The organism is Streptomyces sp. MZ04 (assembly GCF_004684775.1).
Taxonomy (GTDB): Bacteria; Actinomycetota; Actinomycetes; order Streptomycetales; family Streptomycetaceae; genus Streptomyces.
Genome location: NZ_SRIC01000009.1, coordinates 41,594 through 56,470, shown reverse-complemented (window position 1 = coordinate 56,470; position 14,877 = coordinate 41,594). Strand labels below are relative to the sequence as shown.

13 protein-coding genes are annotated in these 14,877 nt (G+C 70.3%); all 13 read right to left on the bottom strand.

Translation table 11 applies throughout. The features are described from left to right. Position 1: 1 nt before the first annotated feature. Positions 2 to 652 (bottom strand): 1-hydroxy-2-methyl-2-butenyl 4-diphosphate reductase, encoded by a 651-nt coding sequence (locus tag E2651_RS04110; RefSeq protein ID WP_135329579.1) that lies wholly within the window; start codon positions 650 to 652, stop codon positions 2 to 4. Next, a complete protein-coding gene (gene shc, locus E2651_RS04105; RefSeq protein WP_135329578.1) occupies positions 652 to 2,670 on the bottom strand; it encodes a squalene--hopene cyclase in 2,019 nt (672 codons plus the stop codon). The genes E2651_RS04110 and shc overlap by 1 nt, the downstream gene beginning before the upstream one ends. A gap of 131 nt (positions 2,671 to 2,801) precedes the next feature. Further along, on the bottom strand, positions 2,802 to 3,932 hold the full coding sequence (locus tag E2651_RS04100) for a polyprenyl synthetase family protein (protein WP_135329577.1): 1,131 nt from the start codon (positions 3,930 to 3,932) through the stop codon (positions 2,802 to 2,804). After that, entirely contained in the window at positions 3,932 to 5,341 is a 1,410-nt protein-coding gene (gene hpnE / locus E2651_RS04095) for a hydroxysqualene dehydroxylase HpnE (protein WP_135329576.1), read from the bottom strand. Before hpnE ends, E2651_RS04100 begins: the two co-directional genes overlap by 1 nt. A gap of 118 nt (positions 5,342 to 5,459) precedes the next feature. Next, positions 5,460 to 6,410: a presqualene diphosphate synthase HpnD gene (hpnD, locus tag E2651_RS04090; RefSeq protein ID WP_167828687.1), complete on the bottom strand. Its 951-nt coding sequence runs from the start codon at positions 6,408 to 6,410 to the stop codon at positions 5,460 to 5,462. Further along, complete coding sequence (gene hpnC, locus E2651_RS04085) at positions 6,407 to 7,312, bottom strand: squalene synthase HpnC (protein ID WP_135329575.1); 906 nt, start codon at positions 7,310 to 7,312, stop codon at positions 6,407 to 6,409. The genes hpnD and hpnC overlap by 4 nt, the downstream gene beginning before the upstream one ends. A gap of 336 nt (positions 7,313 to 7,648) precedes the next feature. Beyond that, positions 7,649 to 8,410, bottom strand: a complete 762-nt coding sequence (locus E2651_RS04080; protein ID WP_135329601.1) for an ABC transporter ATP-binding protein — start codon at positions 8,408 to 8,410, stop codon at positions 7,649 to 7,651. Between the two features lie 34 nt (positions 8,411 to 8,444). Beyond that, the gene (locus E2651_RS04075) at positions 8,445 to 9,374 is read right to left on the bottom strand and encodes an ABC transporter permease (RefSeq protein ID WP_135329574.1); all 930 of its coding nucleotides are present in this window, start codon (positions 9,372 to 9,374) and stop codon (positions 8,445 to 8,447) included. Positions 9,375 to 9,469: 95 nt separating this feature from the next. Beyond that, the gene (locus tag E2651_RS04070) at positions 9,470 to 10,354 is read right to left on the bottom strand and encodes a glycosyltransferase (protein ID WP_135329573.1); all 885 of its coding nucleotides are present in this window, start codon (positions 10,352 to 10,354) and stop codon (positions 9,470 to 9,472) included. Beyond that, positions 10,351 to 11,130 (bottom strand): CDP-alcohol phosphatidyltransferase family protein, encoded by a 780-nt coding sequence (locus tag E2651_RS04065; protein WP_135329572.1) that lies wholly within the window; start codon positions 11,128 to 11,130, stop codon positions 10,351 to 10,353. Before E2651_RS04065 ends, E2651_RS04070 begins: the two co-directional genes overlap by 4 nt. After that, positions 11,108 to 12,172 (bottom strand): iron-containing alcohol dehydrogenase family protein, encoded by a 1,065-nt coding sequence (locus E2651_RS04060; protein WP_135329571.1) that lies wholly within the window; start codon positions 12,170 to 12,172, stop codon positions 11,108 to 11,110. The genes E2651_RS04065 and E2651_RS04060 overlap by 23 nt, the downstream gene beginning before the upstream one ends. After that, positions 12,160 to 12,897, bottom strand: a complete 738-nt coding sequence (locus E2651_RS04055) for a phosphocholine cytidylyltransferase family protein (protein WP_135329570.1) — start codon at positions 12,895 to 12,897, stop codon at positions 12,160 to 12,162. Before E2651_RS04055 ends, E2651_RS04060 begins: the two co-directional genes overlap by 13 nt. Next, a complete protein-coding gene (locus E2651_RS04050) occupies positions 12,894 to 14,711 on the bottom strand; it encodes a DUF5941 domain-containing protein (protein ID WP_135329569.1) in 1,818 nt (605 codons plus the stop codon). Before E2651_RS04050 ends, E2651_RS04055 begins: the two co-directional genes overlap by 4 nt. Between the last annotated feature and the right edge of the window lie 166 nt (positions 14,712 to 14,877).

Here is a 14,877-nt window from a genome sequence, read left to right as displayed (position 1 = left end):
CTCACCTCCGGGGGAGCAAAGAAGAACGGTGCCATTCGAAAAAAGCGGGAAGCACGGCGCGAAGAACGCGGAAGGCTGATATTCCACCGCGCACCGTGCCGATGCGGACCAGTTCGTGCTGTGGGGCGTCAACGACCACCCGGACGGCGGCAACGGGCCGCTCTCCGGCCCGCACCGCGCTGTGCAGCGTCGCGGCGGACTCCATGTCCACCGCGATCGCGCCCGTGGCGAGCAGGTCGGCGCGTTCGTTCCCCCGGACCACGTGGTCGGAGCCGATCAGCGGGCCGGTGTGCACCGTGCGGCCGGGCACGACCCGCACGAGCTCCTTGACGAGCAGATCGGTTCCGACGCAAGGGGTGGTGCCGTGCGCGGACCGGGTCTCCTCGGCGACGACGAGGTCACCGGGGTGCATACCGGGGGCGAGCCCGGCGCAGAAGCCGGTGGCCACCACGGCCGCGTCGTGCAGTGACTGCTTGCCGAGCGCGCCGGTGACGGCCCGCTCGGCGTTCTTGGGGCCCATGCCCGTACGGAGCACGGTGACCCGTCCAGGGGCGCCGCCGCGTTCGCCCGTGCGCAGGGCGAGGTGCTCGATGCCGAGCGCGCAGGCGATCAGCAGCGGTGCGGGGTCCGGACGGGCCGGGGTTCTGGCCATCAGCTCCCCTTGCCGGACAACTTGCCGGACGACTTGCCGGACAGCGCCGCGAACGGGTCGCCGTTGACGTACCTGCCGAGCGCGGTGAGCGGGAAGACCTGCCGGTACAGGTGGTAGTTGATCGAGAAGTCCCAGGGGAACCCGGTGCCGGTGAAGTACGGCTCGTCCCAGGAACCGTCGGGCAGTTGAGTCTCGGCGAGAAAGGCGATGCCCCGCTCCACGGCCTTGCCGTCGCGCTCGTCGGCCGCGAGCAGCGCGAGCAGCGCCCAGGCGGTCTGCGATGCGGTGGACGCGCCGTGGCCCCGCCACTCCTCGTAGCGGTAGGAGCGCAGGCCCTCGCCCCAGCCGCCGTCGTCGTTCTGCACCGACTCCAGCCAGCCGACGGCGCGGCGGATCGCCGGGTGCGAGCCCGGCAGGCCCGCCGCGGTGAGCGCCGGGACCACGGAGCCTGTCCCGTATACGTAGTTGACGCCCCAGCGGCCGAACCAGGCGCCGTCCGCCTCCTGTTCGGCGAGCAGCCACTCGATGCCGCGCCGGGTGCGGGGATCGTGCGCCTTGCCCTCGACGGCGAGCATCTCGACGACGTGTCCGGTGACGTCGGCGGACGGCGGGTCGATGACCTCGCCGAAGTCGCAGAACGGCAGCCGGTTGGGGAACGGGCTGGTGTTGTCGGCGTCGAAGGCGCCCCAGGCACCGTTCTTGGACTGCATGCCCAGGTTCCAGCGCATGCCGCGGCCGATCGCGTTCTCGAGGCGTGCGCGGTCGGGGTGCTCGACGCGGCGCAGGGCCAGGATGACCTCGGCGGTGTCGTCGATGTCCGGGTAGTTGTCGTTGTGGAACTCGAACGCCCAGCCGCCGGGGGCCAGTCGGGGCCTGCGCACGGCCCAGTCGCCGGGGCGCCGGATCTCCTCGTCCAGCATCCAGTCGGCGGCCTTGACCAGCTGCGGATGGTCGGCGGGCACGCCCGCGTCGGCGAGTGCGATGGTCGCCAGGCAGGTGTCCCAGACGGGCGACTGGCAGGCCTCGATCATCCGGGCGCCGTCCTCGCGCCAGACGGCGAACCGGTCGAGGGACGCGAGCCCGGCCTTGAGGACCGGGTGCTCCAGGTCGTAGCCGAGCAGGTGCAGCGCGATGACCGAGTAGACCGCGGGCGGCTGGATGCCGCCCCAGCAGCCGTCGTTCTCCTGCCGTTCGACGATCCAGCGAGCGGCGCTGTTCATCGCGGCCTTGCGCACGCTGCGCGGGGCGACCTTGTGGTAGAGGTGCAGCGCCTTGTCGAGGCGCTGGAAGACGCCGTCCCAACTCGCCATGGGGGCAAGGGGCTTGCCCGGGTTGGGTCGGCGCGCGTCGCTGTGCAGTTCGTCCAGCGGGAAGGGCGCGGGCCGCACCGGACGCTTGGCGGAGACGATGGTGAGCGGCACGATCGTCTGCCGGGCCCAGCACCCGAAGTCGTAGATGTTGAGCGGGAACCACTTGGGGAAGTAGATGAGCTCCGGCGGGAGTTCGGGCAGGTCGTCCCACTTCCACCAGCCGAAGAGGGCGAGCCAGATACGGGTGAAGACCCGGCTCGCGGCGATGCCGCCCTGGTCCCGGATCCACGCGGAGGCCTTCGCCATGTGCGGGTCGTCCGGGGCGTCCCCGGCGAGCCGCAGCGCGACGTACGCCTCGACGGTGGTGGAGAGTTCGGCGGGTCCTCCGTGGAAGGTGGCCCAGGTCCCGTCGTCGCGCTGCTCGCCGCGGATGAAGAGCGCTGCCGCGCGGGTGGTCCGCTCGTCCCGGATCCCCAGGAACTGCCGGAGGAGCAGGTCCTCGGCGTCCATCGTCACGTTCGTGTCGAGGTCGCCCTTCCACCAACCCTGGGTGTCCTGTTGGGCGAGCAGGAAATCGGTGGAGCGTTGTATGGCGCGCGCGGCGGCATCGAGCGCTCCTGCCGTCGCGGCGGTCGTGTCGATGGGCTGGCTGGCCGAGGCCGCGCGGGGCGTCACCGCTCCGGTGCTTCCGTCGGTCGTCGCTGTCATGGCTTCCCCTTCGTGCAGTCGTCTTCTCTGCTGTGGGTCCGCCGTCGGCCGACGCGCTGGGCGCCGGCCGGCGACTGCCTGGAGGTCTGGGGGTCACCCCCCAGAAGGCCCGCATATATGCGCGATAGTGATCATCTCTTTCGTACGACGACGAAGTCGGCGAGCGCGACGAGCTGCGCCCGCACCCGGTCCGGCATCTGGATGGTGTCCAGCGCCTCGATGGCGATGGTGTGCTGGCGCCGGGCCTCCTCGGCGGTCCACTCGCGGCCGCCCGCCTTCTCGATCAGGGCGGCGCGCGCGGCGAACTCCTCCTCGGAGAAGCTCTCGAACTCGCTGCTCTTGGCGTCGGCGGCGAGCAGTTCGCCGAGCTGCTCGGACGCGGATCCGCCCGCGGCGAGCGCGGCGACGACCGGCAGCGACTTCTTGCGCTGGCGAAGGTCGCTCCAGGTCTGCTTCCCGGTGGCGTCCGGGTCGCCCCAGATGCCGAGCACGTCGTCCACGGCCTGGAAGGCGAGGCCGAGGTGGTAGCCGTACTTCTCCAGGGTGTCGGCGGTGTGGTCGTCGGCGCCGCCGAGGACCGCGCCGATGGAGACCGCGCAGGCGAGCAGGGCGCCGGTCTTGTTGCCCTCCATCTCCAGGCACTCCTCGACGGTGACCCGCTCGCGGTGCTCGTAGGAGATGTCCTGTGCCTGGCCGTCGATCAGCGCGCGCGTGGCGGAGGTCAGGCGGCGCGTGGCGCGGCCCGCCTCGACGGTGCCGATCTCCAGGAGGATCTCGTTGGCGAGCGCGAAGAGGGCGTCGCCGACGAGGATCGCCTGGGCGGCGCCGTGCACCTTCCACACCGTGTCGCGGTGGCGGCGCTGCTCGTCGCCGTCCATCAGGTCGTCGTGCAGCAACGAGAAGTTGTGTACGAGTTCGACGGCGACCGCTCCGGGGACGCCGACCTCGGGCGCGGCGCCCGCGACCTCGGCGGAGAGAAGAGCGAGTGCGGGGCGCACGGCCTTTCCGCCGTCGCCGTCGGACGGGTTGCCCTCTATGTCGATCCAGCCGAAGTGGTAGGCGGCGACGGTGTTCATGGGCGGCGCGAGGCGGTCCACGGCAGAACGCAGCACCGGGGTGGCCAACGTCCTTCCGCGCTCGAGCAGTGAGGTCACGTCCACCGTGTCGGCAGCCGATTCGGCCGAGGGCACAGTCGGCACAGTCTCTCCTCTTGTTCCGGAGCTGTATTCCCGGGGACGTGCCCCCGGAAGATCTAGCTTCATCACGCGGCCTCCTCGACGTCGAAGAGGTGATCACGTGGGCGGTCGAGTGTGGAGAGAGCTGCCCGGGCGGCGCTGATGCCACTGCGGACGGCGCTCTCCATGGTCGCGGGCCACCCTGTGGCGGTCCACGCCCCGGCCAGGTACAGGCCGGGAGCCTTGGTGCGAGCACCGGGCCGCAGCCGGCCCACGCCGGGAGTCGGCGCGAAGGTCGCCGTACGCTCCCGAGTCACGAAGAAGTCCCTTACCTCCGCGCCGTGCGCGGCGGGCAGCAGCCGCTCGAGCTCCGGAAGATAGCGCTCTCGCAGCGCGGCGACGGGCGCGTCGATCTCGTCCTGGGCGGCCGACTGGGAGAGCGCCAGATACTGCCCCTCGCGCAGTCCCGAGGCGTCGGTCCGGTCGAAGACCCACTGCACGGGTGAGCCGATGGCCGCGAAGAAGGGCCGCTTGAGCACCTTCCGGTCGTACACGACATGGATGTTGAGGATCGGCGCCGTGTCGATGTCGAGCAGCCGGTCGGGTTCGTCGAGCACACCGTCCGGCAGCAGGTCGTGCGTCTCGGCCTGCGGCACGGCGAGCACGACGGTGTCGGCGTCGAGCGTCTCGCCGGGAACTTCGACCCGCCAACCCCCGTTGTCCCTGAGGGAGATGGAGGTGGCACGTGTCCTCAGTTCGGTTCGCACGCCCGCGGAGTCGAGCGCCTTGCGGGCGAGCGCGTCATGGAGATCACCGAGGGGCACGCGTGCCCAGCCGATGTCGGCGGCGCCGGGTTCGGAGAGCAGCCCGGTCTTGAACACCATCGCGGCAAGGCCCAGCGAGGAGTCCCCCGCGACGGCGTTGAGCGTGGCCACACCGACGAGGTCCCACAGCGCCTCGATCGCGCGCGCCGACTGACCATGTCTGGCGAGCCAGCTGCCGAAGTCCTGGCCGTCAAGGCGGGGATCGGCGGGGTCGAGCCCCTTGAGGGCGAGCGCCGCGCGCCCCACTTTGGCGCGCTCGGCGAGCGACAGATGCGGATACGTGGCGAGGCTCGCCGCCAGGTGCAGCGGCACGGGCAGCGCGGTGCGCCGAAGGCGTCCGAGCCGGTTCCGGTCGGCGTCGAGCACGGGCACGTCGAGACGTTCCTGCAGGGGCGCGAGGGCCGTGCCGTCGACGCGGTCGAGGAACCAGCGGTAGGCGGTGCAGCAGCGCAGATAGACGTGCTGGCCGTTGTCGACGGTCAGGTCGCCGCGCTTGAAGGAGAACGCGAGCCCGCCCAGGCGCGGCCGCCCTTCGAGCAGCGTCACCCGCAGTCCCGCGTCGGCGAGGGACAGCGCCGCTGTGATGCCGGCGAGACCGCCGCCGATCACCACGGCGGCCCCCCGGCCCGCTTCGCCGTCGGCCTCCGCGGGCGATCGCATGTCGTCGTTCATGCACTTTCCCCCTCGACCGTTGAAGTCTGGGACGCCGGGGCGGTGCGGAGGGTTGCCCACCGGTTGCGCGGAGTTGCGCCGAGTTGCCTGCGTCTATCGCATTCGCCGCGGATGCCCATCATGTACGCCTCCTGACGGTCTGTCGGGAGATGGTGCGTGCGTCGAGACCGGAGAGACCGCGCACAGCGACGTACGCCTTCTCACGGCCCGGCAGCGAGACACGGCCCCGCAGGACCGCCTCCGGCTCCCGCTCGATGCGGTCGAGAAGCCGCCGGTAGATGCCCGCCATGGCGGCGACGCAGGCCCCGCTGCGCCGGTCGAGCATGGGAAGCAGCCGGTACCCCTCGGCGAAGAGCGCCCGCGCCCTGCGCACCTCGAAGTGCACCAGCCCGGCGAAGTCGGAACCGGCGGGCGGCTCGGAGCCCGCGAACCCGGCGGAGCAGCCGAACTTGGCGAGGTCGTCGGCGGGCAGATAGGTGCGCCCGCCCTCCGCGTCCTCGCGAACGTCCCTGAGGATGTTGGTCAGTTGGAGCGCGAGGCCGAGCGTGTCGGCGTACTCCGGCGCGCGCTCGGCATGGAGCGCCCCCCGCTCCGTACCGAACACGCCGAGCGAGAGCCGTCCGATGGCCCCGGCCACACAGCGGCAGTAGACCTTCAGGTCCTCCCACGTCTCGTACGTCTCACCGCGCACGTCCATCAGGACGCCGTCGATCAGCTCGTCCAGACCGCCGAGCGGGATCGGGAAGTGCGTCGCCGCGTGCGCGAGCGCGACGGCGACCGGGTCGGTGTCGTCCTCGTCCACGGCACCTGCCTGGATGCGGGCGAGCAGGGCCCGGGTCTCGTCGAGCCGCTCGGCCTTGACGTCCGGCGCGAGCGCGCCGTCGCCGATGTCGTCCACCCGCCGCGACAGCGCGTAGAGGGCCGACATCGCGCGGCGCTTGGGCAGCGAGAGCAGCCTGATGCCGTAGGCGAAATTGCGCGCTTCCTGCCCGGTGACGACCTCGCAGTAGGTATACGCGGCGAGTACCGGCGCAGACACGTTCGAGCCTGACTCCACGGTCCGGCTCACCCCTCTCCTCGCAGAACCGCTCCCACCTCACGCAGCAAACGGAGCTTGGCGGGCTTCGGCGGACCAGGAAGTACGTCATATCCGGCGGCGGCGATCGCGGAGACCGCCGTCCTCCCCCCTGCCACGAAACCGGCGAGCAGCACCTTCAGCCGCCCGTGGACGCTACCCACCAGGGGGGTGCCTTCATTCAGGAGGCAGCGGGCGCGTTCTGCTTCATATGCAACCAGCGCGCGCACCGACGCGCCTGCTGTCGGTGCGGCCAGATCCCGCTCCTGGACATGAAAACGCTTCATGTCCTCGGCGGGCAGGTAGATGCGGTCGCGCCCGAGGTCCTCGGCCACGTCCTGGAGGTGCTCGACGATCTGGAGCGCGGTGCACACCGCGTCCGAGCGGCGCAGGCGCTCGGGGGTCTCGGTGCCGGTGATGCCGAGGACGAGACGGCCCACGGGGTTCGCGGACAGTTCGCAGTAGGCCAGGAGGTCGTCATACGTCTCGTAGCGCCCGACGAGCTGGTCCTGGCGGTTGGCCGCGATCAGGCCGAGAAAGGGTTCGGGGGTGAGACCGCAGCGGCGCACGGTGGGCTCGAGGGCCCGCAGCAGGGGGTGGCGGGGCCGGCCGGAAGCCGCGCCGAAGACGCGGTGCAGGTCGGCCTCGAAGGCGTCCAGGAGGACAAGGCGGTCCTCGGCGGCCTCGGGGTCCACGCCCAGGTGGCGGGCGTCGGCGCCGCCGGGTGCCAGGTCGCCGTCGCCGATGTCGTCGACGAGGCGGGCGTAGCCGTACACGGCCATGAGGTCGTCGCGCCAGGCGCGGGGCAGGAAGAAGGGCGCCACCGGGAAGTTCTCGTCCGCAGCCTTCTCGAGGACGGCGGATGCGTCGCGTAGCTGGAGATCATCCGTAGCCATTGCCGTCACATCTCCCGTTCTACACTGCCGACCCAATACATCCCATTTCGGACACGCCGCCCGGCCATCCGCGAGGTGGACCGTGACCTGAGCCGGGGCGCCGCGCGATATCGCCCCACTTGCCGCGAATCAGCACCGGTACAGCTTACGTTGTACAACGCGGGGTGCATCGTCGGGGTGTTCGGCGCATCACAACAACACACCGATTGGCCCCAATCTTCCCTGGGCGCCCGTGACTTGAGGTGGCCAGTGGTGCGGTCGATGACTCATGACGCGGCAGAGCCCCACCGGGTTGAGTCCGGCGGGGCCCTGCTGCATACGGGTGTATGAGACGGGCTATTTGCCCGTGAACTTCTCGTACTCCTTGATGACCTCGTCGGTCGGTCCGTCCATGCGCAGCTCGCCGCGTTCCAGCCACAGCACGCGGTCACAGGTGTCGCGGATGGACTTGTTGTTGTGGCTGACGAGGAAGACCGTTCCCGCCTCCTTGCGCAGCTCGCGGATGCGGGCCTCGGAGCGCTTCTGGAACTTGCGGTCGCCGGTGGCGAGCGCCTCGTCGATCATCAGTACGTCGTGGTCCTTGGCGGCCGCGATGGAGAACCGCAGGCGGGCGGCCATGCCGGAGGAGTAGGTGCGCATCGGCAGGGTGATGAAGTCACCCTTCTCGTTGATGCCCGAGAAGTCGACGATCTCCTGGTAGCGCTCCCTGATCTGCTCGCGCGTCATACCCATCGCGAGCCCGCCGAGTATGACGTTGCGCTCGCCCGTCAGATCGTTCATCAGGGCCGCGTTCACACCGAGCAGCGAGGGCTGGCCGTCGGTGTAGACCTTGCCCTTCTCGGCGGGGAGCAGCCCCGCGATGGCGCGAAGCAGCGTCGACTTCCCGGAGCCGTTCGAGCCGATCAGGCCGATGGCCTCGCCACGGTAGGCGGTGAAGCTGACGCCGCGCACGGCGTGCACCTTGCGTACGCCGCGCTCCTCGCCACGCTTGATGATCCGGCTCAGCGCGGAGGTGGCGCTGCCCTTGCCCGTCTTCGCGCCGTTGACGCGGTAGACGATGTGCAGCCCGTCGGCGATGACGGTGGGGATGTGCCCCATGCCGGCATTCCGGTCGATCGAGTCGTTCTTTTCGTCAGCCACGGCCGTACCGCTCCTCAGCCTTCCAGAAGTACACGAAACCGCCGACGGCAAGCAGCACGGCCCAGCCCGCCGCGACCGCCCAGACGTGCGTCGGCAGGTACTCGCTGCCGTAGCCGTCGATCAGCGCGAAACGCATCAGGTCCATGTAGATGGCCGCGGGGTTCCACTGCAGGATGTCCGCGATCCACTCCGGCTTGCCCTCGAGCATGACCGGGATGGAGAACATCACGCCGGACGCGTACATCCACGTACGCATCACGAACGGCATCAGCTGCGCGAGGTCGGGGGTCTTGCTGCCGAGGCGCGCCATGATCATCGCGAGGCCCGTGTTGAACAGGAACTGCAGGGCCAGGGCCGGGATGATAAGCAGCCACGACAGCTTGGGGTAGCTGCCGAAGCCGATCGTGATGACGAACAGCACGATCATCGAGAAGAGCAGCTGCTGGAGCTGCTGGAGCGAGAAGGAGATCGGCAGCGAGGCGCGCGGGAAGTGCAGCGCCCGCACCAGGCCCAGGTTGCCCGAGATCGACCGGACGCCCGCCATCACCGAGCTCTGCGTGAAGGTGAAGACGAAGACGCCCGTGACCAGGAACGGAATGTAGACCTCACGTTCGAAGCCCCGGTCGGCCTCCAGGATCAGGCCGAAGATCAGGAAGTAGACGAGCGCGTTGAGGAGCGGCGTCGCGACCTGCCACAGCTGGCCGAGCTTGGCCTGGCTGTACTGGGCGGTCAGCTTCGCCTGTGAGAAGGCGAGGATGAAGTGGCGCCGTCCCCAGAGCTGGTGGACGTACTCGAAAAGTCCGGGCCGCGCGCCGCTGACGGTCAGACCGTATTTGGCGGCGAGATCGGCCCGGGAGAGCCCGTCATCGGGCGACGGGGTCGCGGTCACCGCGACCCCGCCGTCATGCGTTGTCTCACTCACGAGTGGAAACTTTCGTCTTCAGATGCGCAGCCGGTCGGGCGTAGGCGTGGGCCAGGGACCGGGGTATGGCCCAGATGTTCTCAGACCCGAGCTTGTCAGATGACAGGAGGTCGGCCCAGTCGGGTCAGGCGCCACACCGTACGCCACTTCATCGGCTTGCGAGGTCCGCAGGGCGTCGTCCAGCCCTCCTTGAAACCGCCGAACCAGGCCTTGAGCGCGGGGCCCGAAGGGCGCCTGGCCAGGGTCAGGAGCATCCAGACGCCCAGGTAGACCGGGACCAGGAGGAGGGGGAGGTTCCGGCGGGCGAGCCAGACGCGGTTGCGGGCGACCATCCGGTGGTAGACCGCGTGCCGCGACGGGGCGGTCGTCGGGTGGAAGAGCACCATGTCGGCGCGGTAGTCGATCATCCAGCCCGCGTTCAGGGCACGCCAGGCGAGGTCGGTCTCCTCGTGGGCGTAGAAGAACTCGTCGGGCAGGCCGCCGACCTCGGCGATGACCTGCGTACGGACGGCGTTGGCGCCGCCCAGGAAGGTCGTCACGCGCGAGGAGCGCATCGGGTCGGCCGCGCGCAGCCGGGGCACGTGGCGGCGCTGGGTCTCGCCGGTGTCCGGGTCCGCGATGCGGAAGCTGATGATGCCGAGCTTCGGGTCGGCCTCGAAGGCCTCGCGGCACAGCTGGGCCGTGTCCATGTTGGCGAGCAGGCCGTCGTCGTCCAGGAAGAGCAGGATGTCGACGTCGGTGCCGCCGGGACCGAAGGCCTCGATGCCTACGTTGCGGCCGCCGGGGATGCCGAGGTTCTCGGGCAGCTCGACGGTGCGTACGCCTTCGGGGACGTCCGGCACGGGGGCGCCGTTGCCGACCACGACCACCTCGACCTGGTCGCCGTCCTGCTTGGCGACCGAGTCCAGGAGGGCGCGCAGCTCCTGGGGGCGGTTGCCCATCGTGATGATGACCGCGCCGACCTTCATGGGCCTGCTCACTTCAGCCTGCTCGAGGCGAGGATGGACACGAGGTGCAGCAGGGTCTGGAGCAGCGCGATGCCGGCGAGGACCGCGACACCGAGCCGGGAGAAGAACAGGTCGTCCCTGACCGTGTCCAGGATCGCGAGGACCAGGATGAGGAGGGACGCCTCGATGCCGAGCACGAGCCGGTGGAACTTGAGCGCCGCGGCGGCCTTGCGGGCCAGGGCCATGCCGGAGGAGCGCGGCTCGGAGGCCGACTCCTTGACCGGCGCGAGGCCCTGCTGGTGCCGGGCGACACCGACGAGGTCGGTCTCCGCCTTGATCAGGATGGCGCCGAGCGCGGCGAGCGTCCCGAGGAAGGCCCACAGCCAGTCGATCCGGCCCGAGCCCCACAGGTCGGACGCGCGCAGACCGAAGCCGACCAGGACCGCGGCGTCGCACAGATAGGCGGCGACGCGGTCCAGGTAGACCCCGGCCATCGAGTACTGCTTGCGCCAGCGGGCGATCTCGCCGTCGACGCAGTCCAGGAGGAGATAGAGCTGGACCATGACCACACCGAGCACGGCGCCCGGGATCCCCGGCACGAGAAGTGCCGGGGCGGCGAGGGCGCCCGCCACGGTCATCAGATACGTGAGCTGGTTGGGCGTGATCCTGGTGTTCACCAGGTAGCGGTCGCAGCGCAGCGAGATCTCTCGCATGTACAGGCGTCCCGCCCAGTGCTCACCGCTGCGCCGGTCCTTCACCCCTGCGGGGTGAACGACGGGGCGGAGTTCAGCTACCGATGGCCTTGGCATAGTCGGCGTATGCGTCCTTGATCTGGTCGGAATTCAGATTGAGGTGCTCGAGGATCGTGTAGCGCCCGGGGCGCGTCTGCGGGGCGTACTCCACGACCTGGACGAACTCGTCCACGGTGAAGCCGATCTCCTCCGGCGTCACGGGGAGGCCGTGCCTGCGCAGCACCTCGACCATGTACAGCGACTCCTCGCGTGCTCCGCGCAGGAACATCGCGAAGGCCGCGCCCAGGCCGCACTGCTCGCCGTGGCTCGCCGCGCGCTTGGGGAAGAGGAGGTCGAAGGCGTGGTTGATCTCGTGGCAGGCGCCGGACGCCGGACGGGAGTCGCCCGAGACGGACATCGCGATGCCGGTCAGGACCAGACCCTCGGCCAGGACCTGCAGGAAGCCGTCGTCGCCGACGCCACCGGGGTGCCGCAGGACCGCCTCGCCGGCCTGGCGCGCCATTGCGGCCGCGAGACCGTCGATGTCCTCGCCGCGCTCGCGCGCGGCCAGCTCCCAGTCCGCGATCGCGGAGATGTTGGACAGGGCGTCGCCGATGCCGGAGCGCACGAAACGTACGGGAGCCTCGCGGATCACATCGAGGTCGATGACGACCGCTATGGGGTTCGGCACCCCGTACGAGCCGCGGCCCGCGTCGTTGTCGAGCGTGGCGACCGGCGAGCACAGACCGTCGTGCGACAGGTTCGTCGCGACGGCGACCAGCGGCAGGCCGACGCGCGCCGCGGCGAACTTGGCGCAGTCGATGATCTTGCCGCCGCCGAGGCCGACGACCGCGTCGTAGCGGCCCTTCTTGATGGCGTCGGCGAGCTTGATGGCGTCATCGAGCGTGCCGCCGCCCACCTCGAACCATTCGGCGTTGGGCAGCGAGGGCTCGAGGCGCTCGCGCAGGACCGCGCCGGAGCCACCGCTGATCGCGATGGCGAGTTTGCCGGTAGACGAGCAGATCCGCTGATCGGCGAGGACACCGGCCAGGTCGTTGAGCGCCCCCGGCCGGATGTCGACGACGACCGGCGAGGGGATGAGCCTCGTCAGTACTGGCACGCGATCTCCCTGCCCTTGGCGAGGTCCTCGTGGTTGTCGATCTCGACCCACTTGACGTCGCCGATCGGCTCCACGTCGACCTTGAAGCCGCGGTTGACGAGCTCCTGGTAGCCGTCCTCGTAGTAGAGGTCGGGGTCGCGCTCGAAGGTGGTCTTCAGGGCGTCGGCCAGCTCGTCGGCGGCCTCACCCTCGATGAGCGTGACGCCGATGTACTCACCGGTGGCGGACGCGGGGTCCATCAGCTTGGTGATCTTCTGGACGCCCTTCTCGGGGTCCACGATGACCTTCATCTCCTCGTCGGCGAGGTTCTTCACCGTGTCGAGGGCGAGGATGATCTTCTTGCCGTCGCCGCGGGCGGCGAGCAGCGTCTTCTCGACGGAGACCGGGTGCACGGTGTCGCCGTTGGCGAGGATCACCGTGTGCTTGATCGCGTCACGACCGCACCAGAGGGAGTAGGCGTTGTTCCACTCCTCGGCCTTGTCGTTGTCGATCAGGGTCAGCTTGAGGCCGTACTTCGCCTCGAGCGCCGCCTTGCGGTCGTAGACGGCTTCCTTCTTGTAGCCGACGATGATCGCGACCTCGGTCAGACCGATCTCGGCGAAGTTGCCGAGCGTCAGGTCCAGGATGGTGGTGTCACCATCGACGGGCACCAGGGCCTTGGGCAGGGTGTCCGTGTAAGGGCGAAGACGCCGTCCGGCGCCGGCCGCCAGCACGAGGCCGATCATGCGGGTTCTCCTTCATCGTGTACGGCGGGTGCTCCGCGCTTGTGAGCGGTCACCCAGAAGCGGATGCTCTCGACGAGCACCACGAGTGCCACGGCCACGGCTAGTGCCGTGAGCGCGACGGTGAAATCTGTGTTGTGCAGCAGGGCGGCGGCCAGTGCGACCACCAGGACCCGGCCTTCTTGTCCGCCGATCGCCCGCACCAGCCAGTGCGGGGGCGCGCCGGTGCCGCCCTTGATGCGGTACACCGTGTCGTAGTGATGGTAGGCGACCGCGGCCACCAGGCCGAAAGCCGCAGGAAGCGCTCCGTTCACGTCGGCGTTGACCGCGAGCACCAGCACGGTGCCGTATTCGGCCACCCGGAAGAACGGCGGAACCAGCCAGTCCAGGGGGCCCTTGAGGGGCCGGGCGAGGGCGAGGCCGGAGGTGACGACGTAGATCACCGCGGCGACGACCACCCACGGGCTGCCGTACGAAGTGAAAGCCGCCACACAGACGATCACGGCGCCACCGACGAAGGCGATGACCGGGGCGGGCAGCGACAGGCCGGCCGGCTTGAGCGCCGCGAAGGCGGAGGCGAGCGGGCCGTTGTCGGCGAGGTCGGCCAAGGCCTGGGCGGCGCGGTCGGTGCGGGTCGCCTTGCGGGTCAGCGAGCGCAGGACGCGGCCTGCCGTGGTGTAGCAGGCGGCCAGCGCGCAGCCGATGATCAGCACGGTCAGGGTGATGCGGGGTGTGGTCACCGCGGTGAGGACCGCGATCATCGCCCAGCGCTCGCCGATCGGCAGGACGATCATCCGGCGCACCCAGACCGTCCACCCGACGCTGTCGAGCTTGTCCGAAAGGGCCGCGGTGGGGCTGGTGTTGGCCGTCGCGGCGATACTGTCTGCGTTTGCCTCGTTGAAGGAGAAGTCCACGACATGGCGGCAGGTCTGCAGGACCATCGCGCCGAGCGCGAGTGCCCATACGTCGTCGCCGCCGCGGGCCGCGCCGAGCGCGAGGCCCGCGTAGTAGGCGTACTCCTTGGCCCGGTCGAAGGTCGCGTCGAGCCAGGCGCCGAGCGTCGAGTACTGCAGGGAGTAGCGGGCGAGCTGCCCGTCCGTGCAGTCCAGGACGAAGGAGAAGAGCAGCAGGAGGCCCGCCGCGACGAAGCCGCCGCGCGTTCCGGTCGCCGCGCAGCCCGCCGCGATCAGGGCGGTGAGCAGCGACGCGGTGGTGACCTGGTTCGGGGTGAGGCCCCGGCGGGCGCACCAGCGGGCGATGTGGCGCGAGTAGGGGGAGATGCAGTACGTCGTGAAGAAGCCGTCCCGCGACTTGACCGCGGTGCGCAGGCGTACGGCCTCCTCGTCCACGGCGGCGACGGCCTGCCGTGCCTCGTTCCGCGCCTGCGGATCGCTGGGCACGGTGGCGACCAGGGTCCCGAGGTCGGGGCGGTGGACGTCCTGCCCTTCGGCCTCGATCGCCTCGGCGATGTGGTCGGCGAGCGCCTCGACCGCCGTGGTGGAGCCGCCGCCGTTGCCGCCCGTCGCCGTGCGCAGGGCCCGGGTCAGGCCCGCTCGCGCCTCGGGCTTCGCGGAGACGGCGCCGGGCACCGCGGACGCGGCGAAGCGCGGGTCGGTGAGGCCTAGGCGCAGTGCGTGGGCGTGGCCCACGAAGCGCGCGTCGACGACCGCGACCCGCTGGCCTGCCGGTACGGCGGCGAGCAGCGTCTCGGTTTCCGCCGCGTCGGAGGCGATCCGCACGTCAAAGCCCAGGGACCGCAGATCGCCTTCGAGCGGCGACCCGGGGACCGGCTGACCGGTCAGGATGGCGGTCGACAGACGAACTCACTCCTTGATTCACGGCGCGGCTCGCGCAGCGCACGTGCGTGATGAGGGGCGCCCCAGGCCGGTGCGGCCGGGCGGCACGTCGGCAGAGGCTATCGGATGAATAGAAGCGGGCGTTCACCGCCCGTTTACGGCCCGATAAGCACGGCCTGCGAGGGCC

What these genes read in the sequence shown, in the direction of transcription:
- hpnE (WP_135329576.1), bottom strand. Translation starts at nt 5,341, where the DNA reads ATGAACGACGACATGCGATCGCCCGCGGAGGCCGACGGCGAAGCGGGC.
- E2651_RS04110 (WP_135329579.1), bottom strand. Translation starts at nt 652, where the DNA reads ATGGCCAGAACCCCGGCCCGTCCGGACCCCGCACCGCTGCTGATCGCC.
- E2651_RS04100 (WP_135329577.1), bottom strand. Translation starts at nt 3,932, where the DNA reads ATGAAGCTAGATCTTCCGGGGGCACGTCCCCGGGAATACAGCTCCGGA.
- E2651_RS04080 (WP_135329601.1), bottom strand. Translation starts at nt 8,410, where the DNA reads ATGGGGCACATCCCCACCGTCATCGCCGACGGGCTGCACATCGTCTAC.
- E2651_RS04065 (WP_135329572.1), bottom strand. Translation starts at nt 11,130, where the DNA reads ATGCCAAGGCCATCGGTAGCTGAACTCCGCCCCGTCGTTCACCCCGCA.
- hpnC (WP_135329575.1), bottom strand. Translation starts at nt 7,312, where the DNA reads ATGGCTACGGATGATCTCCAGCTACGCGACGCATCCGCCGTCCTCGAG.
- shc (WP_135329578.1), bottom strand. Translation starts at nt 2,670, where the DNA reads ATGACAGCGACGACCGACGGAAGCACCGGAGCGGTGACGCCCCGCGCG.
- E2651_RS04055 (WP_135329570.1), bottom strand. Translation starts at nt 12,897, where the DNA reads ATGATCGGCCTCGTGCTGGCGGCCGGCGCCGGACGGCGTCTTCGCCCT.